The sequence below is a fragment of the Halocatena marina genome (genome assembly GCF_023276375.1).
GTDB lineage: Archaea > Halobacteriota > Halobacteria > Halobacteriales > Haloarculaceae > Halocatena > Halocatena marina.
Window position 1 is genome coordinate 3,028,415 of sequence record NZ_JALLPK010000001.1, and the last position, 26,374, is coordinate 3,054,788.

28 protein-coding genes and 1 other RNA gene are annotated in these 26,374 nt (G+C 56.3%); 17 read left to right on the forward strand and 12 right to left on the reverse strand.

The window, feature by feature from the left end:
• The first annotated feature begins 1 nt into the window (after position 1).
• On the forward strand, positions 2-1,741 hold the full coding sequence (locus MW898_RS14245) for a ComEC/Rec2 family competence protein (RefSeq protein ID WP_248908406.1): 1,740 nt from the start codon (positions 2-4) through the stop codon (positions 1,739-1,741).
• Between the two features lie 75 nt (positions 1,742-1,816).
• Here the strand turns inward: MW898_RS14245 and MW898_RS14250 are convergent, their stop codons facing one another.
• Positions 1,817-2,326 (reverse strand): GNAT family N-acetyltransferase, encoded by a 510-nt coding sequence (locus MW898_RS14250; RefSeq protein ID WP_248908409.1) that lies wholly within the window; start codon positions 2,324-2,326, stop codon positions 1,817-1,819.
• Between the two features lie 200 nt (positions 2,327-2,526).
• On the opposite strand from MW898_RS14250, the gene MW898_RS14255 reads away from it, so the two are divergent.
• From MW898_RS14255 to MW898_RS14275, 5 genes are all read left to right on the forward strand, one after another.
• Positions 2,527-3,063: a metallophosphoesterase family protein gene (locus MW898_RS14255; protein ID WP_248908410.1), complete on the forward strand. Its 537-nt coding sequence runs from the start codon at positions 2,527-2,529 to the stop codon at positions 3,061-3,063.
• Between the two features lie 170 nt (positions 3,064-3,233).
• On the forward strand, positions 3,234-4,400 hold the full coding sequence (locus MW898_RS14260) for a cystathionine gamma-synthase (RefSeq protein WP_248908412.1): 1,167 nt from the start codon (positions 3,234-3,236) through the stop codon (positions 4,398-4,400).
• Between the two features lie 67 nt (positions 4,401-4,467).
• Positions 4,468-5,334, forward strand: a complete 867-nt coding sequence (locus MW898_RS14265; protein ID WP_248908414.1) for a succinylglutamate desuccinylase/aspartoacylase family protein — start codon at positions 4,468-4,470, stop codon at positions 5,332-5,334.
• Complete coding sequence (locus tag MW898_RS14270) at positions 5,331-5,612, forward strand: hypothetical protein (protein WP_248908416.1); 282 nt, start codon at positions 5,331-5,333, stop codon at positions 5,610-5,612. The genes MW898_RS14265 and MW898_RS14270 overlap by 4 nt, the downstream gene beginning before the upstream one ends.
• Before the next feature lie 72 nt (positions 5,613-5,684).
• The gene (locus MW898_RS14275) at positions 5,685-6,158 is read left to right on the forward strand and encodes a cupin domain-containing protein (RefSeq protein WP_248908418.1); all 474 of its coding nucleotides are present in this window, start codon (positions 5,685-5,687) and stop codon (positions 6,156-6,158) included.
• Between the two features lie 124 nt (positions 6,159-6,282).
• On the opposite strand, the gene mvaD is transcribed toward MW898_RS14275, so the two are convergent.
• A complete protein-coding gene (gene mvaD / locus MW898_RS14280; RefSeq protein ID WP_248909775.1) occupies positions 6,283-7,251 on the reverse strand; it encodes a phosphomevalonate decarboxylase MvaD in 969 nt (322 codons plus the stop codon).
• A gap of 214 nt (positions 7,252-7,465) precedes the next feature.
• Between mvaD and MW898_RS14285 the strand changes: the two genes are divergently transcribed.
• The 4 genes from MW898_RS14285 (at position 7,466) to metX (ending at position 11,081) form a co-directional block, all read left to right on the forward strand.
• Entirely contained in the window at positions 7,466-8,041 is a 576-nt protein-coding gene (locus MW898_RS14285) for a hypothetical protein (protein WP_248908419.1), read from the forward strand.
• A gap of 122 nt (positions 8,042-8,163) precedes the next feature.
• On the forward strand, positions 8,164-8,370 hold the full coding sequence (locus tag MW898_RS14290) for a hypothetical protein (protein WP_248908421.1): 207 nt from the start codon (positions 8,164-8,166) through the stop codon (positions 8,368-8,370).
• 234 nt (positions 8,371-8,604) lie between these two features.
• Positions 8,605-9,891, forward strand: a complete 1,287-nt coding sequence (locus tag MW898_RS14295) for an O-acetylhomoserine aminocarboxypropyltransferase/cysteine synthase family protein (protein ID WP_248908423.1) — start codon at positions 8,605-8,607, stop codon at positions 9,889-9,891.
• A complete protein-coding gene (gene metX / locus MW898_RS14300; protein ID WP_248908425.1) occupies positions 9,888-11,081 on the forward strand; it encodes a homoserine O-acetyltransferase MetX in 1,194 nt (397 codons plus the stop codon). The genes MW898_RS14295 and metX overlap by 4 nt, the downstream gene beginning before the upstream one ends.
• A 13-nt stretch (positions 11,082-11,094) precedes the next feature.
• Here metX and MW898_RS14305 read toward each other — a convergent pair whose 3' ends face one another.
• Both MW898_RS14305 and serB read right to left on the reverse strand, forming a co-directional pair.
• The gene (locus tag MW898_RS14305) at positions 11,095-11,361 is read right to left on the reverse strand and encodes a hypothetical protein (protein WP_248908427.1); all 267 of its coding nucleotides are present in this window, start codon (positions 11,359-11,361) and stop codon (positions 11,095-11,097) included.
• A gap of 35 nt (positions 11,362-11,396) precedes the next feature.
• Entirely contained in the window at positions 11,397-12,035 is a 639-nt protein-coding gene (serB, locus tag MW898_RS14310; RefSeq protein WP_248908429.1) for a phosphoserine phosphatase SerB, read from the reverse strand.
• A 197-nt stretch (positions 12,036-12,232) separates the two neighbouring features.
• On the opposite strand from serB, the gene serA reads away from it, so the two are divergent.
• Positions 12,233-13,816 carry a phosphoglycerate dehydrogenase gene (serA, locus tag MW898_RS14315; RefSeq protein WP_248908435.1) on the forward strand — a complete coding sequence of 528 codons (1,584 nt, stop codon included), beginning with the start codon at positions 12,233-12,235 and terminating at the stop codon, positions 13,814-13,816.
• 98 nt (positions 13,817-13,914) lie between these two features.
• Positions 13,915-14,403 (forward strand): DUF7321 family protein, encoded by a 489-nt coding sequence (locus MW898_RS14320; protein WP_248908437.1) that lies wholly within the window; start codon positions 13,915-13,917, stop codon positions 14,401-14,403.
• Positions 14,404-14,435: 32 nt separating this feature from the next.
• Here MW898_RS14320 and nth read toward each other — a convergent pair whose 3' ends face one another.
• The gene (gene nth, locus MW898_RS14325) at positions 14,436-15,125 is read right to left on the reverse strand and encodes an endonuclease III (RefSeq protein WP_248908439.1); all 690 of its coding nucleotides are present in this window, start codon (positions 15,123-15,125) and stop codon (positions 14,436-14,438) included.
• A gap of 142 nt (positions 15,126-15,267) precedes the next feature.
• On the opposite strand from nth, the gene MW898_RS14330 reads away from it, so the two are divergent.
• The 3 genes from MW898_RS14330 to MW898_RS14340 all read left to right on the forward strand — a co-directional run bounded on the left by MW898_RS14330 (position 15,268) and on the right by MW898_RS14340 (position 18,063).
• Positions 15,268-15,849 carry a riboflavin synthase gene (locus MW898_RS14330; RefSeq protein WP_248908441.1) on the forward strand — a complete coding sequence of 194 codons (582 nt, stop codon included), beginning with the start codon at positions 15,268-15,270 and terminating at the stop codon, positions 15,847-15,849.
• A complete protein-coding gene (locus MW898_RS14335) occupies positions 15,846-16,637 on the forward strand; it encodes a GTP cyclohydrolase IIa (RefSeq protein ID WP_248908443.1) in 792 nt (263 codons plus the stop codon). Before MW898_RS14330 ends, MW898_RS14335 begins: the two co-directional genes overlap by 4 nt.
• A 247-nt stretch (positions 16,638-16,884) precedes the next feature.
• Entirely contained in the window at positions 16,885-18,063 is a 1,179-nt protein-coding gene (locus MW898_RS14340; RefSeq protein ID WP_248908445.1) for a DUF7344 domain-containing protein, read from the forward strand.
• Between the two features lie 84 nt (positions 18,064-18,147).
• Here the strand turns inward: MW898_RS14340 and MW898_RS14345 are convergent, their stop codons facing one another.
• Positions 18,148-19,287, reverse strand: coding sequence for an acyl-CoA dehydrogenase family protein (locus MW898_RS14345; protein WP_248908446.1), 1,140 nt, complete (start codon positions 19,285-19,287; stop codon positions 18,148-18,150).
• Positions 19,288-19,602: 315 nt separating this feature from the next.
• Here MW898_RS14345 and MW898_RS14350 point away from each other — a divergent pair, with 315 nt between their 5' ends.
• The gene (locus MW898_RS14350; RefSeq protein ID WP_248908448.1) at positions 19,603-20,430 is read left to right on the forward strand and encodes an RIO1 family regulatory kinase/ATPase domain-containing protein; all 828 of its coding nucleotides are present in this window, start codon (positions 19,603-19,605) and stop codon (positions 20,428-20,430) included.
• Positions 20,431-20,513: 83 nt separating this feature from the next.
• Positions 20,514-21,263: a protein-L-isoaspartate O-methyltransferase family protein gene (locus MW898_RS14355; RefSeq protein ID WP_248908450.1), complete on the forward strand. Its 750-nt coding sequence runs from the start codon at positions 20,514-20,516 to the stop codon at positions 21,261-21,263.
• Between the two features lie 32 nt (positions 21,264-21,295).
• On the opposite strand, the gene ffs is transcribed toward MW898_RS14355, so the two are convergent.
• From ffs to MW898_RS14385, 6 genes are all read right to left on the reverse strand, one after another.
• Positions 21,296-21,606, reverse strand: an RNA gene (gene ffs, locus MW898_RS14360) — signal recognition particle sRNA.
• A 314-nt stretch (positions 21,607-21,920) separates the two neighbouring features.
• Positions 21,921-22,382, reverse strand: a complete 462-nt coding sequence (locus MW898_RS14365; protein WP_248908451.1) for a NuoI/complex I 23 kDa subunit family protein — start codon at positions 22,380-22,382, stop codon at positions 21,921-21,923.
• Positions 22,383-22,426: 44 nt separating this feature from the next.
• Positions 22,427-23,470, reverse strand: coding sequence for a complex I subunit 1/NuoH family protein (locus MW898_RS14370; protein WP_248908453.1), 1,044 nt, complete (start codon positions 23,468-23,470; stop codon positions 22,427-22,429).
• Positions 23,467-25,140, reverse strand: coding sequence for an NADH-quinone oxidoreductase subunit D (locus MW898_RS14375; protein WP_248908455.1), 1,674 nt, complete (start codon positions 25,138-25,140; stop codon positions 23,467-23,469). The genes MW898_RS14370 and MW898_RS14375 overlap by 4 nt, the downstream gene beginning before the upstream one ends.
• Entirely contained in the window at positions 25,137-25,826 is a 690-nt protein-coding gene (locus MW898_RS14380) for an NADH-quinone oxidoreductase subunit B (protein ID WP_248908457.1), read from the reverse strand. Before MW898_RS14380 ends, MW898_RS14375 begins: the two co-directional genes overlap by 4 nt.
• Before the next feature lie 21 nt (positions 25,827-25,847).
• Positions 25,848-26,264, reverse strand: coding sequence for an NADH-quinone oxidoreductase subunit A (locus MW898_RS14385; protein ID WP_248908459.1), 417 nt, complete (start codon positions 26,262-26,264; stop codon positions 25,848-25,850).
• Positions 26,265-26,374: the final 110 nt, after the last annotated feature.

A 26,374-nucleotide genomic window follows, 5' to 3' on the forward strand; every position in this document is an offset into this window, starting at 1 on the left:
GATGTCCGATGAGCCGCTGGCTAATGGACGACGGGAGATTTACACACTGAATGTTGGACAGGCGGATGCACATGCAATTATCACGGAGGACGGTACACTCAATCTGGTTGATGCAGATGAAGCAGCAGTCGGTAACGAACTCGATACTGTCTTAGCCGGACGATCAACGCCAGAGACGGAGACAGGAAAAACCCCAATCGACACGTTCGTCATAACGCATTTTCATGACGACCATACAGGAGGGATCGGAGCATTATACGATCACGGCTATGAGATACAGCACGTCGTTGAGCCTGACGCAAATCGATATGAACTACGTGATCCAGATACCGAAAAACCAGAGAAGGGTGTGAGTCCGTTTGTTCTGGACACATATGAACGTGAATTAGAACAGCATGATCCAAAAACCGTTAGACAGGTCTCGGAAGGCGATTCCCTCTCATCAGACGTGGACAGCCAGATCTTAGCACCACCCGACGAATCAGGCACGATCACATTTACCAGTCCAGAAACAGGGAGGAAAAATACCCTCAAGCCAACCGGTGCGAACGCAAACAGCATCGCACTCAAAGCAAAGGGCAACCAGTCGGTGTTGTTCGTAGGAGATGTTGAGGATACCGGTGGACTCAATGGCGAGAGTCTGGTGGTACACCAGCATGATCGCGGAAAAAGTGACGTTTCTCTTGGTGCCGACACTCTCATCCTGTCTCATCACGGTTCAGATAACGCGACCAGCGAGGAGTTCCTCGATCGAGTCGATCCAGATATAACAGTGATTTCGAGTGGCCTACACAATAAACACACAAGTACGAACGAGCACGACGCCCATCCCCACGATGCGACACTCAAGCGTCTGAATGATCAAGAGATCGATGTCTACTGGACGGCAGGCCATGGAACACTCCGGACCGATCTGGATTCGGAGACTGCCCGACCAGAACCAACGACTGACCTCGAAACAACCAACGCGGCTGATCTGGCCGCGCTGAAGTACTACTGCCGGGAACACGACGTCTCACCGGAACAGATAGTGGCACTCACCCCAGACCACTTGCCTGAAGAAACGCCTGACTGGATAGCTGAGTCCGCACCGATGATGGTCGAGACGACCGAGGAGATCGTGGATGCAGCGATTGCGAACGGCGAAACGGTCGAAGATGTTCGGTACACGCTCACAGCAACGCCGGACGCGCACGCTCACCTCAAGAAGAGCGTACAAGCCGATCGAGACGAACACGTCACGACCAGAAAAGACGTAAAACGGAACCGAGAGGCGTATTTCAGCGCGAAACGGGCAGAAGACGCCTACGAGCGACTCCCACTGCACACGCGACTCCGGGCGAACCTTCCCAACCGATTCGGTGGGATCGACCATCCACTGAAAGGCGTGCCAGCTTCTGAAGAGATCGATGGTGTGCGTGACGTGAGAGAGCTCCCACGGGCTGTCAAAAAGCCGGCGGCAGCCGAACTGCGCGCCCGTGAGGGATTTGCAATGGGGGATATCGTCACCGCTGAAAAAGCCACAGACAACGCTGTTGAGGCGTCAACAACGGCCGATACACTACAAGAGAACCTCCTGGAGACGCCAGGCGCGCACAAGGATTTCCTCTACGCGATCGAGACACCCAATGCCCACACTGCACACGAAATCGATCACGATCTCTCTGAGACACTCGACCATGCGAATGAGCGCGAGCGAACGAACGAGCAAACCCGTCGAGACTCGCAACTGAGCCTATAATTTTCGTCGATATATCGCCACACGTGGACATGAGATTCGAATCCAGCGTCCGAGATGTTTGAGGAATCCATCCGCTTACAAATATTTTCGATAGATAATATCATCGAACGATTTTCCCGCAGCAGTGACGCGTGTTCGATCGATTTCGATGAATCCGTTCGATTCGTAGAATCGATGGGCCGCTTTCTGGAGACTCGTCGTCAGCAAAACCAGTGCTGTGTAACCGCGATTGTGGGCGCGTCGTTGGAGTTCGTCGAGAATCTGCTGACCGTAGCCCGAGCGTTGCTGTTCGGGAACAACGTGTATGCGTTTGAGTTCGACGGTTCCGTCAGCAATGGAGTCGAGATACTCGCTAACGAGTCCTCCGACGGGACGAAATGCCCCGATTGCGACGATCTCGCTGTCCACTTCTCCGACGAGAAACTCCCCACCAGAATCGAGGTACTCCTCCTCGATCGGAGCGGTGGACTCGTGGGGGACCTCCTCGAAATAAGCGCCAGTATCACGGAGCGCTGCTTCCATGACTGCATCTACTCGGGGTCGATCGTCGGAAGCGTACTGTCGAAGTGAGAGACGCTCGGTCATCTACCGAGTTGTACGCTCTGACCCGTAATCTTGCTTTTCGAACAGCCATTGCGCACAGTAGTTTTCTCAGAACTATTCAATGAGATCGACAGTGGCAGATACGGCAGACGGTTGTGAGCATCTCCCCGTTGTCAAAACGAAGCCACAGATGCATCATACCCCCACAGTCGTTTTACTGCAACGAGGAGAGTACTGCTAGCATGAAAATAGCCATTCTATCCGATACGCACATTCCTGACCAAGCACAGCGAATCCCCGATGAGTTCCGCGAGCAGATTCGGGACGCCGACCACGTCATCCACGCTGGTGATTTCGGTTCGAACGAGACGCTCGTCGACGTGCAGGAACTCGCCTCGGATCTAACTGCCGTTCATGGAAACGCAGACCCCAACGACATTGATCTGCCGTCAGTGGCGTCGACCGAGATCGGTGGGGTGACGTTCGTTGTCATTCATGGCGTCGTCAACCCTGTGGAAAGAGCCGTTTGGAGTTCTGAAGGAGTTGTCTTCGACCAGGATGATTGGTTGAACGCTGTCACGGATACCACACGCACGCGAGCTGACGAGCCCATGATCGGGATCGGCGGCCATACACACGAGGTCGAGGACACGGTTTACGACGGTGTTCGAGTCTTGAATCCAGGATCAGCCACTGGAGCTGGCCCGGCCGAAGGATCGACGATGATGACCGTCGAAGTTGTCAATGAGGATCTCAGCGTTACTCTCCACGAGATGTGATGACGGAGGCTGACGAACAGTCCTGAACGCTGTACTCTCGATCACGCATTCGATCGCCGGACGAGAATACCACGAAAAAGAGGAGGCAAACGTGACAGAATCGTTCACTTTGCAGGTCCTGTGCGATCAGGAACGGCAAGAGTCACACGGACCGACCGTGTGATACGGGCATGGACAACGAATCAGAGGAGCGAATCGAGACGCGCGCGATCCACGCGGGACAGCAACCAGACTCCGAGACGGGTGCGGTCATGACACCGATCTACGCGAACTCCACGTACGTACAGGATGGTCCGGGCGATCACCGAGGATACGAGTACTCCCGGACCGGAAATCCGACGCGAACGGATCTCGAAGCGAATCTTGCGAGTCTCGAGAGTGGCGCACACGGACGTGTGTTTTCGAGCGGGATGGCCGCGATCAACACGGTACTCAACTTGTGTGAGGCGGGTGATCACGTCGTCACTAGCAACGACGTGTACGGCGGGACCCACCGCTTGTTCACACAAGTGTTCGAGCAGTACGATCTTTCGTTCGACTTCGTCGATATGACCGACATCGACAGCGTTTCGGATGCCATGCGACCCGAAACGGAACTCGTCTGGGTCGAAACGCCGACGAACCCGCTGATGCGGGTGATCGATATCGCAGCGATGGCAGAGATTGCCCACGAGTACGATGCGCTGTGTGCGGTCGATAATACGTTCGCAACGCCGTATCTCCAGCGACCGCTCGATCACGGCGCTGATATTGTTTGTCATTCGCTGACGAAGTATCTCGGTGGCCATTCGGATGTGGTCGGCGGCGCGCTGATTACCGACGACGCAGCATTAGACGAACGCATCGGATTTTATCAGAACAGTGTCGGTGCAACAGCAGACCCGTTTGGCTGCTTTCTCGTGTTGCGGGGAACGAAAACGCTTCCCGTGCGAATGGATCGTCACTGCGAGAACGCACACATTCTTGCGGCGTGGCTCGACGACCATTCCGCCGTTGAACGCGTCTACTACCCGGGACTCGACTCCCATCCGAGCCACCAGATCGCGGCGGCACAGATGGATGACTTCGGCGGAATGTTCAGCTTCGAACTCGATGCCACGCTCGAAGAGGCAGGGTCAGTCGTCTCGAACACTGACGTCTTCACGCTCGCCGAAAGCCTTGGAGGTGTCGAGAGTCTCATCGAACAACCGGCGGCGATGACACATCAGTCCATCCCGAGAGAAGAACGCATCGCGGCTGGACTGACCGACGGTCTGATTCGCGTGAGTGTCGGAATCGAGCACGTCGAGGATCTTCAGGCAGATCTAAGCAGGGCAATCGATGCTATACTCCAGTGAGAACAGGCAAACGTATCACCGAGAAAGAAGGGGAAGCTGATAACGACAGACCACATACGTCTCTTCAATGAAACGTCGGACGTATATTGTTGGAGCAGCGAGTATTGGATTATCGATACCAATCGTCGGAGAAAGTGGTCGGGAGAGAAAGGACGGTCATATCAGGAATAGGAACAAAAACGAGAATGAGATGCAGGCCATTCGCAACGGTCGGGCCGCGAGTACTGATCCAGAGCCAGCATACACGCTCTTGGATGGAACAAAGTACGAGACGGAGGTGTACGTTATCGACGCACCTGAATCCGGACCGACCGGCGTTGTCATTGGTGGCATGCATGGTGATGAACGATCCGGCTATCACGCGGCAGCAGCAGTCTCGCGCTGGCAGTTCGACGCTGGTCGAGTCGTTGTCCTCCCACAGGCGAATCAACCAGCCATCAAAGCAAAAACGCGCCACGGTGTCGGCGGCGATCTCAATCGGAAGTTTCCACCCGGCGACGAACCGACGACGACGCTTGCACAAGCCATCTGGAACGACGTCGTTTTGCGATCCGAGCCCGACTTCCTCCTCGACCTCCACCGCTCGAAAGGGATCTACAGATTTCACGAGAGTTTCGTTGGGCAAGCGATCTACCCTACTGATGTCGGTGACGCGCCCTCGAACGCCGTCGACACGATAGCGTCCTTGAACGCAGATGTCGTTCCGTGGTACATGCCGTATCACGATTTCAAACGAGGAAACGTCATGCACGGCACCAGTCCGCTACTCGCACACAAGGCCGGTGGTGATTTGCAGGTGCCGGCGTACATCGTCGAAACAACGACATTTCTCACCGATCTCGATACACGTACCCGATGGACGAAGCGAGCCGCCGAAAAACTGCTCTCGCTACACGGGATCAATCGAGCCACCGAAACGGAGCGTAACAAATGACGTTAACACTAACAGATCTTCGACGAATCTTCGCTGGACGGAGCGTTATCGCCGTGTTTGCGATACTCGTTGGCCCGATCGTCGCCGGGGCACTCGATACCGATCTCATGACACCGCTTGCACTCCCGGGATACATCGCACTCTCACTCGGGAGTTCGATCGGGAGCTATCTCTTTCCGAACCTCGCACTCTGGGTGTTCTGGGCACCCTTCCTCTTCGGAAGTTACCTCATCTCGATCGTCACAGCCGGGCTGTACCGGACCGTTCGAAGCTTCTAGCCGGAGCCAATACTCGAAGCCCTGCCGGTGGCGGCGGGTTTTTACGGAAGCCAGTTGTGTTTCCGACACGTCATGAAAAAAGTAGGATTATCCGACGTTCAGAACGTCCCGAACCCATTGCAAGTTCACGACGTCCGAAAGCCGATCTCAATGGTGCTCGGGACAACTGATTTCGCGATGAACTACTTCGAACTCGACACCGGTGATTCGTTTTCCGGCGGCATCCACACCCACCACGATCAGGAGGAGGTGTTTTTCATCATGGAAGGGACGGCAACGTTTGAGGTGGGCCGTGACGGTAACGAGGTTGAGGTGGGCCCTCAGGAGGCGATCCGCTTTGCTCCGGGTGAGTACCAGTGTGGCCACAACCGAAACGAAGAACTCCTCGCTGGACTGGCACTCGGTGCACCCGGGGCGATGCACGATTGGGACGCGCTCGAATCGATCGTCTACTGCCCAGAATGCGAAGAAGAGACTTCCCATGGAGTTGCACTCGAAAGCGGACAGTTCGATCTCACCTGCAACGAGTGCGAGTACGAACACTAATCGCTGAATTGCAGTCCTTATACCAACAAAACGAATTCTAACTCTAACGCTGAATTTGCCAGCTATCTCGATCACAGTACGAGATCACACAGAGCGGGCAACAGCGTCGGTCAGTCGTTTGGATTCAAAAGAGTGCTTCGCTCTCTTCGAGAATCCGGGCCGGTCCGCCGACACTCCAAACACGTGTCGGTGCGTGTTTACCGACGGCATTTTCGACCGTCGTGACGTGTTCTTCTGTCGTGTTGACGTAGACGCTCGCACCCGTATCAGTCGAGAAGAATACAGGGATGCCGTCGTTCCGAAGATCTCGGACTGTCTCGAAGATGGAGAGCGTGGAGGGCTGCCAGTATACCCACCCCGCCGGACCAGTCATCGTCGTCGCGGCAAGCGAGAGTGAATCGTGTTCGGTGCGTTCGAACACGGCATCGAAATCGCCGCGTCGAAGTGCATCGCGCATGGATGCGATCTGACCGTGGATGTGCGCCAACCGAGCCTCGAACATGTGGCTGTCTGCGGCCTCTTTGTGCGCTTCCTCAGTTTCTTTGTACGCTGGAACCTCGCATGCGATGACCCGAAGTTTGTCATCAAGCTCGGTTTCGATCCGTTCTGAGCGACAGTCCTCGTCGTTCAGTCCCGTTCGGAGATGGGAGAATCCACCCGTGACTGCCCGCGCCGCAGACGATGAGCCGCGACGGGCGACGGTCGAAATTTCGGGACGAGTCATATCCAACCCGGCAGCTTCACAGAGTGCCATCGCGGCGGCAGCGAATCCGGACGACGACGAACCGAAGCCGATGTTTGTTGGGAATGAGCTCTCACTCTCGAAACGAACGGGATCCTCACGGTCTGCGAGCGAACGCACGTGATCGATGACGTTTTCGACGCGTTCTGCGGCGCGACCCGACACGTCTTCGCCATCGATAACGATGCGGTCACCGTCGAGCGAGGAGTCGAACTCGGCGGTCGTGGTCGAATTGCTCGGAGCTGTACAAACACTGATGGAATCGTGATACGGGAGCCGCAGCTCCGGATCTCGCATTCCGTGATATTTGATCAGTCCCTGAATCGGATGCGCCCGAGCAGTTGCCTTCATACTCATACCACTCAGGCGTTCCACCGAGGGCTTAACTCGTTCGACTCGAATGGACGACGCTACACAGCAACTCGCGCATAGAGGGTTATAGTAACTCGTGGATAACCGGGAGATATATTCTTCATTGACAGCGACAATAGATCTAGATCTCCAATTGTGATTCAATAAATATCATCAGAGAAACTTTATAGTTCCAGAATCTCACATAGTGGACATGATTGGCCTTACTCGCCGCGAAGTACTTCGCGGTGGTGCTCTTGCGAGCACTGCTGTGCTCGCCGGCTGTAATGATTCTATGAATACTGCGTCGATTACAGATTCATCCGACGCGATGTCGGAGCGTAGAGCGCTCGATTACATTCGACCGTGTTCGGCACAGATTACAGAACAGTTCAATCCCGATGACGACGCTCATATCGACATCGGACCCCTGACGTTCGCCAACGTACTCGATTATCTCCCGACGATCGACGTTGCATCAGGAGGCAAGAGCGTGAAAGCCCGGCTCATCATCGATCCAGGAACCGGCGTAACGCTCACGGTTCCGGAAGCAGAGCGTGAGCACGTTGCGCTGGATTACAACCAGACGAACTGGTACACCAACGGCACTCCTCTCGACACTGCTCAACAGACTGTCCGATTCGAAGCGTGTGAGTCCGATACACCGAGGCAGTACAACGGTGGAATTGTCGTCACCAGCTCCCGGTGCGTGACGCTCGAAGTGGGAATCGATGGAGAGACGTCCCCTCGAAAAGCGGTCCTCCCCGTTGGAACCAAGTGTGAGAGCTGAACCACACGTTCAACGGGCGAGCCCAAAGTGTACTAGATAACGACATACAGAGAGAGTTCACTAATCTCTCAGCTATGTGAATTGAGATGGAATTTATATAGAAATGGAATAGAGGCTTATCCATGACCACGGACACCTTTGTTCCATGGAAAGATTATGTCAATGCTCTTGGGCTCGGCGTGATGTCGATGCTTACTGTCGGGTTGGTATTCGTATACACCCCACTGCCAACGATCTTGCCACAATCGATCATCGAAAACGGACCATTCATCGTTGGAAGCGCGTTTTTTGTCGCCTATGTGATGGCGTACTCGGATCGAAACTTCTGAGTCTCACGCGCTTTGTCGTCCAAGATCGATTAAACATATCACGCGGATTATTGCTGATATATAGTTTTCTGACGTTCGGTTGCACGCTATTCTCACAGAACAAATCAGACTGACTGAAATCGCCGTTTTTGCATGCCATTCGTACCCGAAACCCGTATTGAGACACCACACCCGAACTGCAAACATTGCCGTAACTCTTGGTTATAACTTCATCCAGATATATGAGTCACAAACATGGGAACTGACGAGCGGCGCACGCGCGGATTCGGGACGCGTTGTGTCCACGCCGGGCAAGAGTCGGACCCGGAAACCGGAGCGGCTGCACCGCCTTTGTATCAAACGTCCTCGTACAGCTTCGACGACGCTTCGCACGCGGCTGATCTGTACGCGCTTGAGGCTGAGGGGGACGTTTACTCGCGGATAAGCAATCCGACGAACCGAATGCTCGAACAACGGCTCGCGGATCTCGAAGGCGGTGTCGGTGCGCTCACGACAGGTTCAGGAATGGCTGCACTCGACGCCGCGACGTTTGTGCTCGCAGAAGTGGGTGACAACATCGTCTCTGCGTCGTCCATTTACGGTGGGACGCACGCCTATTTCAGCCACACTGCGAAACGCCGCGGTATCGAGGCACGATTTGTTGACACGCTGAAGTACGAGCAGTACGCCGACGCGATCGATGAGAACACGGCGTACGTTCACCTCGAAACGATCGGGAACCCATCGCTTGTGACGCCCGATATCAGTCGTATCGCAGAGATCGCTCACGAACACGGTGTTCCACTGCTCGTCGACAATACGTTCGCAACGCCTGCGCTCTGTCGGCCAATCGAGCATGGAGCAGACCTCGTCTGGGAATCCACGACAAAATGGATTCACGGCTCGGGGACGACCATCGGTGGCGTGCTCGTCGATGGCGGTCGCTTCCCGTGGGGCGACTATCCGGAGAAATACCCAGAAATCGGCGGTGAGAATCCCGCGTTCCACGGGCTCAACTTCACGGAGCGCTACGGCGAGCGCGCGTTCACGCATGCAGCACGCCAGCGGGCGCTGCGGAGTCTCGGCGACCAGCAGTCGCCGTTCGATGGGTGGGTCACGATGCAAGGTCTGGAGACGCTTGCACTCCGGATGGAACGCCATTGTGAGAACGCACGTACGGTTGCGACGTTCCTCGAAGATCATCCGTCAGTCGCGTGGGTCACCTATCCTGGACTCGCTTCCCACGAGACGCACGACAATGCTCGTCGGTATCTCGACGGCGGCTTCGGCGGAATGATCGCGTTCGGGTTGGAGGGAGGCTACGAAGCCGGAAAGCGTCTGTGCGAGTCTGTTGATCTCGCGCAGTTCTTGGCGAACGTCGGCGACGCGAAGACGCTTGTTATCCACCCAGCGAGCACGACGCACGCACAGCTTTCGCCGGACGAACAGCGCGCTAGCGGCGTGACACCCGATCTGGTCCGCTTATCGGTTGGTATCGAAGATGCAGAGGACATCATCGCAGATCTCGACGGAGCAATATGACCGAGACGGTCGCGCTGGGCGAGTTCCAGTTCGAATGTGGTGAGTCAATCCCGAACCTCGAACTCGCCTACGAAACGTACGGTGAGTTCACTGGTGACAACGCGGTCCTCGTCTGTCACGCACTCACTGGAAGTGCCCACGTCGCCGGTGGGCGGACGACCGAGACCAGTGGACAAGCCCGCGCGTGGTGGGACGACATCGTCGGCTCCGGAAAGGCGATCGACACCACTGACTACTACGTTATCTGCGCGAACGTTCCCGGCTCCTGTTATGGCTCCTCGGGACCCGCCACGAAAGGCCCAGATGGTGAGCCGTACGGCACTGACTTCCCGGCAGTCACGGTCGCCGATTGGACGCGCGCCCAACGGCTGCTGCTCGATGAACTCGGAATTCCACACCTGTACGCTGTCGTCGGTGGGAGTGTCGGTGGGATGAATGCGCTGGACTGGGCGAAACGACACCCCGATCACACAGAGCGTGTCATCGCTATTGCGGCAGCTGCCCGGCTCGATCCACAGTGTCTCGCTCTCAATAGCATCGCCCGTCGGTCGATCACGTCTGATCCAGACTGGCAGGGCGGAGACTACTACGGCACAGACAAGAAGCCAACAAACGGCCTCTCAATTGCGAGACAGATTGGCCACGTGATGTATCTCTCGAAGGAGTCGATGAACGGAAAGTTCGGTCGTCGGGCAGCTGGTCGGGACGCGGTCCGTGATACGTTCCCAGTCGATCCTGCTGCCGGGTTTTTCCCGTATCGTGACGTAGAGTCCTATCTCGACTATCAGGCAGAACGGTTCGTCGAACGGTTCGACGCCAACAGTTACCTGTATCTGACACGGGCGATGGATAACTACGATCTCGCAGCTGGCCACGAATCCGATGCAGACTCCCTCGCGGCGTTCGACGGAGAGACGCTCTGTGTGTCGTTCACAGGCGACTGGCATTTCACCGTCGAGGAATCAGAAACCGTTGCAGAAGCGTTTCGTGCGACGAACACGGATGTTGCCCACCACGTCATTGAATCCGATCACGGGCACGATGCCTTCCTCGTCGAACCGGAGAAAGTCGGACCACCGGTCTCCGATTTCCTTGCAGATGGGGTGCGCGGGACGGCAGTAACGGATACTGCACCCGAAACGGACGACGGTCAGGCGTTTGCACCCGTGCACACGAGCCTGTTTAGCTAGTTAGAACAAAACGCTACTCACGCCACAGCACGAGCGTGCCGATGCCAACGACGATCGCGAGCAGATACGCTGGTCGTTCACTCGCAACCGAGAGCATGAGCGTTGGTTCGAGAGTCGTGCTGGCTGTATCCGATGTGACTGTGTTTTGGAGTACGACGAGAAGATAGCCAGCGGAAACTGCAGCCATTGTGACACCGGCCGTCGGCAGCGGGTTATCGTTGATCCACTGCAGCGCTCTCGTGATCGCACGACGCGGCAGAGAAATCATCCGTGAAAGCATAGCGCCCATTCGACACCCCCAAAAATAAGTGTGCGTCAGACGCTCAGTATGTCGCGCGCAGTGAGTAGCTCTTGGAGTTCCGCCATCGATGAGACGGTTACATCACAAGCAGGTTCGACCGCTGGCTTCGGTTCGTATCCGATCGCACTGGATGCAAATTCGAGCATCGGCAGGTCGTTCGCCCCGTCACCGACCGCGATTGTATCGCCAGTGATGTCCAGTTCGCGGACGAGATCATCCAATGCGTCGTCTTTTGTGCCCTCAATAAGAGGCCCCTCGACGGTTCCCGTGAGTTCACCATTTTCGACCGGCAACCGATTAGCGACAATCGTATCGACGGTGACATTTTCGCGTTCGAGCGCGCGCTCGACACCACGCTCGAAGCCGCCGGTGAGAATTGCGACGTGGACGCCAGCGTCGCGGAGTGCAGTGATGAGGTCCGCGCTTCCCTCCCGCAAATACACCGCATCGAACGCCTGCTGTGCATCCGCCACTGAAAGCCCTTCGAGAAGTGCCGCCCGCTCGCGCAGGCTGGTGGCGTAATCGATCTCGTCGTTCATCGCTCGTTCAGTGATCGCAGCCATCTCGTCGGCGACCGACCGCTGTTCGCCCAACAAGACGGTCATCTCTGAATCGGAGAGTGTCCCATCGAAGTCGAATGCGACGATGCTCATACCGCGAACTCTCGCTACTAAGTAAAAACCAAACCGGAACCGAGTTCGGAATAGCAGTGTCTCAGAACAGTCCGTTATCAACCCGTATCGTTATTCAGAGCGCTTGGACTGCAACCGGTATCTATCCGTCTGAGGGCAATATTCGCCACGCTTACGAATGGAGAAAGCGTTATCCCCGCACCGACGGAGACCGAATCATGAAAGTACTTGTTACGGATCCAATCGCGGATGCGGGGTTGGAGCGGCTCGACGAAGCGGGCTTTATCGTAGAAACGGCATACGATATCGAGGGTGAGGCGCTTCGGAGCGCTATCCAAGACGCCGTTGGGCTCGTCGTCCGTTCGGGAACCGAAGTGACGGCTGACCTCCTCGCGGCCGCACCGGAGCTCGTTATCGTTGGTCGTGCGGGAATCGGTGTCGACAACATCGATATCGATGCCGCGACCGAGCACGGCGTGATCGTCGCTAACGCTCCTGAAGGGAACGTCCGCGCCGCCGCAGAGCATACGGTTGCCATGGCGTTCGCTACTGCGCGCTCCATTCCGCAGGCACACAGCCGCCTGAAATCTGGTGAGTGGGCAAAAGGAGAGTATCTTGGGACTGAACTCAACAATAAGACGCTCGGAATTGTCGGGCTCGGTCGCGTCGGTCAAGAGGTCGCACGGCGTCTCAACTCCCTTGGGATGGACCTCCTCGCGTACGACCCGTACATCGGCGCGGACCGCGCTGCGGCTCTTGGCGCGGAGCTTGCAGAACTCGATACTGTCCTCGAGCGAGCTGACATTGCAACGGTTCACACCCCACTTACTCCCGAAACTGAAGGACTCATCAGTGAGCCAGAGCTTGCGAAACTTGAGGGAGGATATCTCATCAACTGTGCTCGCGGCGGTATCATCGATGAAAGCGCACTTGCAGAAGCCGTTGCAGATGGTACCCTCAACGGTGCGGCGCTCGATGTGTTCGCTGACGAGCCACTCTCTACAGACAGTCCGCTGCTTGCTGTCGAAAACGTCGTTGTCACACCGCACCTCGGTGCAAGCACGGAAGCCGCACAGGAGAACGTCGCAACGAGTATCGCAGATCAGATCGTGGCTGCCACCAACGACGAGCCGGTGATGAACGCGCTCAATGCTCCTTCGATCGATGCGAGCGCGTTCCCGCGGGTCGAGCCGTACATCAAGCTAAGCGAGACCGCAGGCCGGATCGCAATGCAACTGTTCGATGGACGCGCCAACGAAGCGCACGTCGAATACGCGGGGGACATCGCCGGAGAAGAGATCGATATCGTCACTGCAAGCGCACTCAAAGGGATGTTCCGTCCGCTCGAACCACAGGTCAACGCGGTCAACGCTCCATCTGTCGCCGAAGAGCGGGGCATCGATGTTATCGAGTCGAAAACGCAACAGGCAGAGGACTTCCAGAGTCTGGTTACAGTGACCGTCAGAAATGGAGAGGACACTATCAGCGTCTGTGGAACGCAGTTCACCGGGAGCGACCCGCGTATTGTCCGTATCGACGGTTATCGTGTAGATGCGATCCCGCACGGACACATGCTCGTTGCCCGCAACTACGACCGACCCGGTGTTATCGGCTTCATCGGTACCGTGCTGGGCGATCACGAGATTAACATTGCAGGGATGTACAATGGCCGTGAAACCATCGGCGGTGAAGCACTCACCGTCTACTCGCTCGACAATGAGATCCCGAAAGAAATCATCGATCAACTGGAAGCCGACGAGCGAATCATCCGAGCGAAATACCTCGCGCTGAACAACCAGTAGGTCTACTGTTGCTTGGTTTGTGAAGTGATTTATCGTCCGTCTCCCAGCCGTCGTGGTGTTTCCGGCACGCTTTAACCCAATCTGTTCGTACTGACGGCATGGAACTCGGTGAGATGGTGATCGCAACGGTCGCGCTCGTGGCGGTCACGTTGAGCTTCCCGTTTCTCCTCTATGGCGCATGGATCGTCATCGACGCCGAGGAAGTCACGTGGGACGTACTCACCCATCACCTCAAATACATTCTCACCGGACTCGCGCTGACGACGATCCCAATGGTGACGTGGATGATACCGCGAGTGTTCGATCAGTTGCGGGGAGCGGCCGTGGTGCACGCTATTCTCGGTGTGCAGGCCTACGCGATGCTCTTCTTTGCATTCACTGGAATCGTTCCAATCTTCCGCGCGAAACGCGAGTACGATCTCTATCACAGCTACGACGAACAGCTGTTACTCGATGAGATCGGTGATGAGAACATGCGCCACTGGCGCCGTCATCTCCGTATTGGTGTGTTCGGCTACGTGATTTTGTGGATTCTTACCTATTTCGTCGGCGTCATTCGGTACGTCACACGCTACCTGATTGGGTGAGCACTCGACGATTCGTTCGTATCGAAAATCGACTACTGTTCCCACGGCTCGCCGCTTGCCAGATCCACTTCGCTATCGAGTTTCGATGATGGACAAATATCTTCGAGAACACACCCCTTACAGTCTGGGTTGCGTGCCGTACACGTCGCCCGACCGTGGTCGATGAAGAGATGAGTGAGTTGCTGCCAGTGTGTCTCCGGAACGATTGGCATCAATTCCTGTTCGATTCGTTTTGGAGCAGATTCCTGCGTGAGGCCGAGGCGCTGGGAGAGGCGTTGGACGTGCGTGTCGACGACGATTCCCTCGACGATATCATGTCCGTGCTGGAGAACAACGTTCGCGGTCTTGCGCCCGACGCCAGACAGCGACGTGAGCTCTGTCATCGTATCTGGCACCGTACCGTCGTACGCTTCGATGATGGTTTGGGTCGAACTACGAATGTACTTCGCCTTGTTGTTGTAGTAGGTGATCGAAGAGATGTCCGCTGCGAGTTCTTCCTGATCGGCGTTCGCGTACTCTTCTGCAGTTTCGTATTTCTCGAACAGGTCGGCGGTGACTGAGTTCACTCGCTCGTCGGTACACTGTGCCGAGAGCATGACCGCGATGAGGAGTTCGAGACGATTCGAATAGACAAGCGAGATGGTAGAGTCAGGATATTCGTCCTCCAACCGATCGATAACTTCCGCAACTTGGCTCTCTCGAGGCTCCAAGCTCGTTCCCATACCGAATCGCCGACCGGTTCGAACTTGTGAGTATCGGCTTCGATGGATGTTCACGGAGTCGAAGGCGACTCGATATCATATTTGAGATGCGAAACTAATTTGAGAACACTTTTGTTGGGAGTCCGCGTCCACTCGGCCAACGATGTACACGGGTGTTGTCGAAGCGACCGGCGAGGTTACTGCGAACGAGCGGACTGGAGATGGTCGTCGACTCCGGGTGGCGCTCGATGCGGCCGATATCACATCGGGAGAGAGCATCGCGGTGAGTGGTGTCTGCTTGACTGCAGAGCGTGTCGGTGACGGCTGGTTCGAGGCGTTTCTCTCTGAGGAAACTGTTGCCCGAACCAACGTCTGGGAAGCGGGCACGACAGTCAATCTCGAACGGCCGCTCGCGCTCGACGACCGACTTCACGGACACGTGATGAAGGGAACCGTCGACGCAGTCACTGAGGTCGTCGGAATCGAACAGCGCGGTGAGGGATGGTGGTTCGAATTCGCCATGCCAGCAGCGTATGCCCCGTATTTCGTCGAGAAAGGAGCAGTTGCACTCGATGGCATCAGCCTCACTGTTGCGTCACTTACGGACGAAACGTTCGCTGTTGCGGTCGTTCCGGCGACCTACGAGCGAACGACACTGTCCGAGATGGCTGTCGGTGACCGCCTCAACGTCGAAGTTGACATCCTTGCCAAATACGTCGAACGCCAGCACCAGAGCCTGCAATGATTCAGACAACGCTGTTTCAACTGGACGATTACGGTCCGTGGACGGTTCAGCCCACCCCGAGATCGGAGATGGATCTGCAAGTGCTGCAAGCGCGATTGTACGCGAATATTGCAGCGTTTGTCGGAGATCGGGAGGGATACGCGTTTTACACGCGAGGAGACAACATCATCGGGATCACGAACGGTCTCGACAGAGAGGAACACGAACGACTGCAAGCATCACTCCGAAACAGATATCCCGTGACGGTCAGCTTCGGGATCGGAACCGGAGAGACACCACGAACGGCGCTCGAAGCAGCAAGCACAGCGCTACAGACCGCTGGGAGCGCTCAAGACGAGACGAGAACAGGAGTGTGTCGAGGGAAGACACTGATTGAAGACCGAATGAAAAATGGAACAAGTGATGAAAATACCGTTCACGTCGCTCATTTCGACATAGAGAGCGCGACAGAACAGTTCACCGACCGTCTGGACGCGTTCGAGACCTACACTGCGATCCATCGCTGGTGTGGGTCACTCGCTCGCCATCTCTACCGCACACACGACGCTCTCTCGTTTTTCGTCGGCGGTGATAACGTCGTGTCGATCTGTCCAGCGATGGACGAACAGGCCTACCACGACGTGATCGACCACGTCACTGAGAGTGTCGGAATTCCGTTTCGTGTTGGTGTTGGTGCTGGTCGAACGGCACACAAGGCGGGACTAGCAGCAAAGTACGGGCTCGAACGAGGACGTGAACGAAAACAGCCTGTCGTGATCACCGAACAGCCACAGACTGTGAGTCTTTGAGGCTGTGTTTTTCTCCACATAGATACGGCAGTCGTTTCAGAAGTCATCTGTCGATCACGATTGGCCGTCTCGAAGTACAAGCGATAGCACGATGATGAATGTGGGGCATGGCTTCTGCAGATTACAAAAGTAGTAACCTCTTGGTGCAGATCCGATTACATATTGCCGAACAATATCACCAATTAACCACAATAACTCCTTGCTACTGAAAGAAGAGCTTTTAAATCTACTGTGGTAAGTGATACCTATGAGCAGAGCATCGAGTAGAGAGTCAACCGTCTTTCCCAGCCCTCCATTTATGGCAGTGAGAGACCTGCTTCGTCGACGTATCGTTGCTCTACTTTTAGACCGAGTCTCATCAATTGATGAAGAGGAGCTAGCCATACAACTCGCAGCCTTGGAAGAAGAGAAGTCGCTCATCGATGTCACCAAAGAGAGTGCGCAGTCGATTCGTGCTGAACTTCTCCACGTCCATTTACCAGCACTCGAAGACACTGGTCTCATCGAGTGGGATAGAGAAGCCAAAACCGTCACAACAACGGATCATCCGGTTCTCGACGATCCAAAATTCAGGCAGATCATTGAGACAGAAGCGACAGAGTGGGATGGCATCTTAGCCAATCTTGCAAACCAACGGCGGCGAATCGCACTCTCGGTGCTCAAAAATAGGGAGGAGCCGATGGCGAGAGCCGACCTCGCTGGTCGGATCATCCAGCACGAAATGGACGAGGAGATCACACCAGACCTCGAAGCCGTTGCAGATCTGTGCATCGCACTTCATCACATCCACCTCCCGAAACTGGAGAAGGCAGGGCTCATAACGTACGATATCGAGACTGAAACGGCGACATACGAAGGATATTCAGAGTTGGATGACGAATGGCTGGACTTCCGTCTAAACGAAACACCGCGCGCTATTTTACCGTCTGCCCACCAATCCGAGAATATTTGGAGCATTGAAGGCCGAGACAACGTTATTGCCCGGGGCCAGTCACTGTTTGAACAAGCAGACGACGAACTCTTCTTAATGTTTACCACGGATGGATTGTTAGAAGAAGGATGTATCCGGAGACTGAATGACGCAGTCGATCGAGATGTGGACATCTATCTCGGATCACAAACTCCCGAGGTGCGTGATCTCGTTCGAGAACACGTCCCAGATGCTGTGATTTGGGAACCCCAGATGGATTGGTTGAATCTCCCACCAAAATACGAGAAGGTCGGGCGTCTTGTCTATGCCGACAGAAATGCCGTTATGCTCGCAACACTCGGTGAGGAGGACGGCGAAGGATTTCACGATGAAACGGCGATTACGGGCGCTGGTGAAAACAATGCTCTCGTCATTTTGCTACGCGACTTGCTCGGCTCGCGCCTTGATCATTTGGATGCACAAAGCGAAGACTTTCGCTCACAGATTCCACTGTGAGTTCTAACACGGATAAACGAACACCGGAAGCTCGTTCACGAGCGTAGGACGCTCAGTTCGTGTGAGGAGCAGACAGTGATTTATTTACAATCCGATTTCGCGTCCGAGCACCAGCCGCTGAATCTCGCTCGTCCCTTCTCCGATCTCCATGAGTTTCGCGTCGCGGTAGTACCGTTGTGGGGCAAAGTCGGTCGTGTAGCCGTAGCCGCCGAGTACTTGGACGGCGTCTTCTGCGACCTCACGGCTCGTCTCGCTTGCATCGAGCTTTGCGAGCGATGAGAGACGTGTCACTTCATCGGTGTCGTACTTCGTTGCCGCTTTGTGCGTCAGGAGGCGCGAGCGTTCGATCTTACGATCCATCTCAACGATCATGTCCCGGACAGCGTCGAACTTCGAGATTGGTGATCCGAACTGCTCGCGTTCGGTCGCGTACTCCCGGGCGGCTTCAAATGCCCCTTGTGCGAGACCGGTCGAGAGTGCCGCGATGGAGATGCGTCCGCCGTCAAGGGTCTTTTTTGTCTGCTCCCAGCCCTCTCCTTCCGTGCCGAGTAGTCGATCCTCGGGAATTCGACAGTTCGTGAACTGAATCTCACAGGTCGGAGAGGCGTTGAGACCCATCTTGTCCCACGTTGTCGTCACCTCGAAACCGTCGTCGGCGCGTGGATCGATGATGAACGTAGAGATGCCGTCATACCCTGCACCGGGGTCCGTGACTGCCTTGACGAGAATGGACCCTGCTTCACTGGCGTTCGTGATGAACTGCTTCGTACCGTTGAGGACGTACTCGTCGCCGTCCGTCTCCGCGTGTGTCTGCATGTCGCTCGCATCGCTGCCGCTTCCTGGTTCGGTCAGCGCCCACGATCCAATGTACTCTCCTTCTGCGAGCGGGCGGAGCCAGCGCTCCTTTTGTTCTTCGGTGCCGAACATCTCGATCGGCTTCGAGGCGAGACTCACGTGGGCAGCATAGGACAACCCCACAGAGCCAGAGGCGCGCCCGATTTCCTCGGTAACGAGCGCGTACATGAGCTGATCGCCACCGAGACCACCGAACTCCTCGTCGATCGGGACGCCCATCATATCGAGCTGGGCTAACGAATCGAAGATCTCGGCGGGATAGCGGTGCTCCTCCTCAATTTCCTGAGCGATCGGAGCAATTTCTTCATCACAAAACTCCCGCACCGTCTCTCGGATCATCCGGTGCTCGGACGGCAAGTTGAAGTCCATATCCATGCTGAACGAGGGGTGCGTATAAAAACTCCGGCAATCTTTGTCTTTACCGGAACGATACCCAGCAAACAGAGACCCGATAATTCGTCGGCACGTCGAAAGCTGCTCGGTTCCAGAAATCGCAGTGAGGCAACGAGAGAAGACACGTATCAGACGACAGTACGCATCGAACGTTTCGTGTTAGAATGCGTATTCGATCGCTTCGAGAAAAGCGGACGATCGAATTCGAAACAACAGCGCGAGGAAACCACGACCGGATGGTGTGTGTCCGGCGGTAACACTCATACGCCGGGATCACGATCATTCAAGTGAATGGTGTTTCGTCGGCTCATCAAAGGGAACATCGAGTGGGACCGACTGGAGAGCGTCATGCGTGAGTTTGCGCGCCGGTATGGGGAGGACGAACTCCGTGTCGAGTTCCTCGAAGCCAACAACTGGCTATCGACACCGTGTGTGGTCAACGACCGGTGGTTCGTGAAGGTCATTTCGGACCAGCACACACTCGTCCACACGCTGATCACCACTGGCCGGAATCTCGGTGCGCTCTCAAGCGGTCGGATGCGGTTTTTCGAACACGTCGGGACGCCGTTCGAGATGGCAGAACAGGAACTCCACGCGACGCAGACGATGCACGAGATCGGAGCGAACGTTCCCGAGCCGATCGAGGCGTTCGAGCACGACGGACTCGGCGTGCTCGTCGTCGAATACCTCCTTGATTTTTCCACGCTGAGCGAGCTTCAGGACGAGTCGGTCGAGCGATTCGCCCCCGAGCTGTTCGCGTCGCTCGCTCGTATCCACGACATTGGTCTTTCTCACGGTGATCTCCGGGCAGAGAACGTGCTCATCGCAGACGACGAACTGTATCTCATTGACGCGACGAACGTCCGCGAGGATTCGATCGAAGAAGCGCGCGCGTACGATCTCGCCTGTGCGCTCGCAGCACTCGAACCACACACCGGCGCACGTGTCGCTATCGACGCCGCGGCGAAAAGCTACACTGTTGGCGATCTCCTCGCTGCTCGTGAGTTTCTCGATTTCGTCAATATGCGACCGGATCACGATTTTGATGCTGCAGGGCTCAAAGGCGAGATCGAGAAGGATGCAGACGAAGCCGGTTCACCAGCGAGCACTGCTCGGTAGCTCTGTGCGCAGTTGCGATTCTGACGCGGTGTCATTCCATCATCGGCCGGTCGATTGATTAGTATCTATCCCCGAGAGAGTGTATGGATCGTGCGGTGCTGCGAGACGACATGGTTGACAGCCTCGAACACGAAGCCAAGGGCTGGATCAATACCGAATCCGTTAGTCTCGCCATGCGGTCAGTTCCGCGTCACGAATTTGTCCCCGACGAACAGCGCGCGTACGCCGATTGCTCATTCGAACAGTTCGGAACGCGTGTGCTCGCGCCGAGCACCGCTGCACGGCTCGTCGAAGCACTCGATCCGACACCCGATGATTCCGTTCTCATCGTCGGCGTTGGCGTCGGATACACTGCCGCAGTTGTCGCCGAGATCGTCGGTGATCAGAACGTACAGGCGATCGATATTACCCGGCGGTTGGTCTGGGAAGCCCGAAACAACCTCGCAAGAGCAGGCTACAACGGTGTGCTCGTCGACCGTCACGACGGAAGCGATGGGTTACCGGCGTATGCTCCCTACGACCGAATTCTACTCGAAGCTGCGGCCATCGAACCACCGCAAACGCTTCTTCGACAGCTCGATGCCAGTGGACACCTCGTTATGCCACTCGGTGCGAGTACGCAGCGACTTGTGAGTGTTTCAAAAGACGGTACCACAGTCGATGAATTCGGCCGCGTCGCGTTTTCACCGATGCTCGTCGACGGCGAACAGGTCGATACGGTTGAGCGAAATCGAACGGTGCGCGAAGACCGTGAGTTCGCTGCGCGAGAGAGCGAGGGGCGACACGGCTGGGAACAACACTGGATCGACTGGACACACGGTCAGAAGCACTAATCGGTACTGATCGGTAATTGTATTGAATGAGAAGACGGACAACGGGATTGCCCGGCGTTCCGACACGGGGAATGCTGCGCACCTTCTCCACCCCGCGACCCTTCGAGCGGCAGGTGTCCATGGTTCCGCTGCTCGCTTCCGCGCCTGGCGGGATAACCATGATCAACCACGCTCGAACGCCCCTGCAGGCGTTCGGTCGTGGACCGCTGCCCCCGACGGACGAGGCTTCTAAGTTGGCTTGCAGGGCCCGTGCCGGTCGGACCGGACGCACCCGGGTTCGGTCCCCGCTGAAGACCATAGTGCGGGTTCAGAGCAGGGCCTAACTGCCCGACCTAGTCCATCGTCTTGGTAGCCGGTATCGGCATAAACCCCTTTCGGTATCGTGGTTTGTATGACGATGACGCGGAACAAAATTCCCCATCCATCACTGCGTAGACGGTAAAACAACGGTTAACGCTCTCGGTGGACGTATACAGTCCGAGTACTGTCCATTTGTGTTCAACCAAGATCCGCATCGGAATTCACTCCGTGAACGAGCTGGCTCACGTGCGATGGGATCGAAGCGGAGACGGGGGAAATGTATCAAAGAGATTTACAAACTTCAGTACTGCACATGCGAGGAAAAGAGAATCCTCATTCGAGACTGCAGATGGACTACTACTGATAGTCGACTTCACCTTCTCCTTCGCCGACCCACGCGCCGCGGTCCGGTTCGCGCGAGGCGAGCGGGTCAATGTCCTTGTACCACGGGACGTTTTTCAGCTGCTCTTTGTTGTACGCGAACTCGTCTTTCGTGTCTGCAGTGAACTCGAAGTTCTGTGTGAGCAAGATGGCGTCAACGGGACAGACTTCCTCACAGAGGCGACAGTAGATACACTGGCCGATGTGGAGGTTGTACTGTTCGCCGTTTCGCTGTTCGTCCATGACGATCTGTATCGTGTCATTCGGGCAGACGTTTTCGCACTGTCGACACCAGATGCAGCGCTCTTGGCTGAACTTGTGAACACCACGGAACCGGGGGCTGACCTCCGGTGGGTCATCTGGATACTCGACGGTGAACGTCGAGCCATCGAGTGCGTGTTTCATCGTCGTCGCCATACCCTTGAGAATTCCAATCATTGTGTGTTTGTAATTGTGAGAGTGGTTTGAGTCCACCGCTAGGGTTAGACGATCACCCCAACGATAACGGCGGTGAGGATGAGGTTAGCGAAGCTCAGCACGAGCATTCCCTTCCATCCGATTTCGATGAGCTGATCGATACGCACGCGGGGCAGTGCCGAGCGCGCCCACTGTGTGAACAGGAAGAACGCCCAGATCTTGATCGTGAACCAGACGAATCCCGGCAGCACCGGCCCGGCCGGTCCACCGAGGAAGACGGTTGCGAGGATAGCCCCGCCGAGGAAGATGTGGATGAACTCACCGAGATACATCAGCACGAAGTAAACACTCGAATACTCCGTCTGGTAGCCAGCGACAATTTCTGTGGGTGCCTCGGGAACGTCGAACGGGTTACGTCCGACCTCTGCCATGTTCGCCGCGACGAACAGCACAAATGCGAACGGGTTGACGAACGCGTACCACGATGGGATTGTGACTCCCGCGAGCGTGAACAGTGGTTCGGCCTGTGCACCGACGATCTGGCTCGTCTGTAGTGAGCCAGTGAAAATGACGACCGATGCGGCCGTGATGACAAGTGGAATCTCGTAGGCAAGGTTCTGTGCGACCGCTCGCAGCCCACCGAGGAACGAGTACTTGTTGTTCGACGCGTAGCCTGCCATCACCAACGCAATACTAGCAATCGATGCGACGGCAAACAGGTAGGCAAGACCAACCTCAGGGTCAGCGAGCTGAATCCCGTTGCCCATCGGGATTACGGCAAAACCCATCAGCGCCGACGCGACTAGCACGAGCGGTGCGAGGTCGAACGCCGGTCGATCAACATCATCGGGGATGATGAGTTCTTTCGAAAGCATCCGGACAGCGTCTGCGACGATGATGAGCAGGCCGAACGGGCCAACGCGGTTGACCGCGATTCGATCGGTGAACGCGGCCGTTATCTTTCGTTTTGCCCACGGTCCCGCGATAGCGGTGTTGAGCAGGATGAATGTCCCGATGAACGCTGCACCGAGAAACGAGATGAGTAAATCCTGAAGCGGTCCGAGTTCGCCGAGACCGAGCGCGCCACCAATGATGTCCGTGAGGCTCATCGATCCACCTCACCGAGCACGATATCGAGACTCCCGAGTGCTGCGACGAGATCGGGGATGTACTCCCCTTCGGACATCTCTGGGAGTGCCTGCAGGTTCGAGAAGCACGGACTGCGGATCTTAAAGCGTGCGGGTGTGTCGGTGCCGTCGGCGCGGATGTAGATTCCCAGTTCGCCCTTGGCTGCCTCGACTGCCCGGTAGATCTCCTGGTCGGCGTCCGGTTTGAGTGTCCGAGGAACGTTGCTCTGGATCTCTCGATTGTCCTCGGGCCAATCCTCGAGCAGATCGATGCACTGTTCGATGATCTTTGCGCTTTCTTCGACTTCGCGCAGGCGCACCAGCACGCGTGCGTAGTTGTCACCGCCGTCTTCGGTGATGACGTCCCAATCGAGTTGGTCGTAGTAGCCGTAGGGATCGTCTCGTCGGAGATCGTAGTCGATTCCAGATCCACGCGCGACCGGACCCGTACAGCCGTAGTCCTTTGCGACCTCAGGTTCGAGGACGCCCGTGTCGAGACAGCGCAGCTGGAAGATCTCGTTTCCAGTGATGAGATCGTGGTATTCCTCAAGCTTTGATGGCAGCCCGTCGAGGAAGTCCCGCGTCTTTTCGAAGAACTCGTCTCGGGGTTCGGGGAGGTCCCATGCAACGCCGCCGAGACGGAGATAATTGAACATCAGCCGTTGGCCGGTGAGGTCTTCGAGAATGTTCTGGGCAATCTCCCGGTCACGAACCGCGTACTGGAAAATAACCGTAAAGTCACCGTAGATATCGAGCGCGAACGTTCCGACCGCGAGCATGTGCGAGGCGATGCGACACAGCTCCGCGCTCATTGTGCGGATGACTTGTGCGTACGACGGAACCTCGATGTCAGCGAGGTCCTCAGCAACCCGAGCGTACGCCCATTCGTTCAGGATACCAGCCGAGATGTAGTCCCACCGGTCTGGGTAGGGCATGATCTGATGGCGGTAGGTCCCCTGCTGGCACATCTGCTCTTCACAGCGGTGCAGGTAGCCGATATCTGATTCGACGTCGGCGACCTGCTCGCCATTGAGCGTCGTCTTGAGGTGGAGCACACCGTGAGTCGCTGGGTGGTGTGGTCCGATGTTGACGAACATCGTGTCGGCCCCGGTGGCGTGATCTTCCTGAAGCGGATTCACGTGCTCGCGCAGTGTGACGACCTGCGGTTGCTCTTGATCGTAGTTCAGATCGAGCGGATGACCCTGCCACGTCTCGGGCAGAAGAATCCGTCGAAGATCGGGGTGTTCGTCGTACTCGATTCCGACGAGGTCGTAGGCTTCGCGCTCGTGCCAGTCGGCCGTCCGAAATACCGCTTCACCGCTCTGGCTCGTCGGGTTGTTCACGCTCGTCGGAACGACAACACCCACCTCCTGTGTCGGATCGTCGTACTTTTTCAGGTGGTAGATGCTCTCGTATCGGTCTTCGTACTGCTGTGCTGTCACGCACGAACAGTGATCGAAGCCAGCGTCCTGTTTCAGTGCCGAAAGGGCATCGACGACTCGCTCTGGACGAACGACGAACGCCTCGGCGTTGCGGTGGGTCTCGCGGCCGATGACCGCATCACCCAATAAGGCCTCCAGAACGTCGTAGTCGAGACCGCTCTCGGTCACGCCAACGTCAGTACTTGCGTCAGAGGGTACTTCCAGACTCATGGCGACTCAGCCCAGTTATACCGCATTACGAGATCGTCTTCGTCGATCTGATCTGCGAGATGCTGTACGAGTTCGTCCTGTTCGAGATCGCCGAACTGTTCGAGTTCGTATGGCTTGACAGTCACTGGAGAACTCTCGCCGTTGGCGATCCGCTCCTGAAGCTTTGCGACACCGTAAATGAGTGCCTCGGGTCGGGGAGGACAGCCCGGAACGTGAATATCGCATGGAATGACCTCCTCTGCTCCCTTGATGACGTTGTACCCCTCTTGGAAGGGGCCGCCAGAGCATGTGCACGAGCCCATGCTGACGACGAACTTCGGCTCGGGCATCTGGTCGTAGACTCGCTTCATCCGGGGGGCAAACTTCGAGACAATCGTCCCCGGAACGATAATAACGTCCGCCTGACGCGGCGAAGCGCGGGGGACGCCCGACCCGAATCGATCGAGGTCGTGTTTGACAGCGTACGTATGCATCATCTCGATGCTACAGCAGGCAATTCCGAACTGTAGCATGAACATCGAGGAGCCCCGGACCCAGTTCATGAACTTGTCAAATTTAGTCAAGATAAACGGAGAGGATCCGAACGCCTCGCGGAGCTTCGAATTAAATCGATCATCGACACCCTCGCCCATGCGGGCCTCCTGTTTGGTCTGTGCGCCTGTCGTGTCCTGGTTGTGGCTACTCATGACAACTGATTCATGGTTGTGTTATGATTCTCTCGGTCGGGTCGATTCGCGCTGGGGAGCTCGTACCCAGCGAACCGCGCCGTTCCGCCACGCCCACGCGAGTCCAACGAGGAGGACACCGATGAACACCAGCATCGGTACTAATATTCGAGTGAGTCCGACTTCGGGCCGAGAGACGGCATTTCGGTAGATAACCGTCCACGGGAAGATGAGAACCGTCTCGATGTCGAAGACGACGAACAACAGCGCAACCATGTAGTATTGGATGTTAAACCGGATGCGCGTGGTCCCCGTCGGCACCTCGCCGCTCTCGTAGGTCGTGGTTTTTCCCTGCTCGGGCACGCGGGGGCGCAGGAGGCTCGAAATGGCCATCATGCTGAGCGGGATCGCAACCGCTACTACCGCCAGCGCGCCGATCGCTATCCATGGATTACTCATCGTGCTTGTATCGTATCGCCGCTTAGAATGCCATCCATATAAGGATTCATTTCCACAGATCCGGCGGTTTTCGGTCTCGCTGGCGGTTTTTCGGTCATTCGATCGATTCG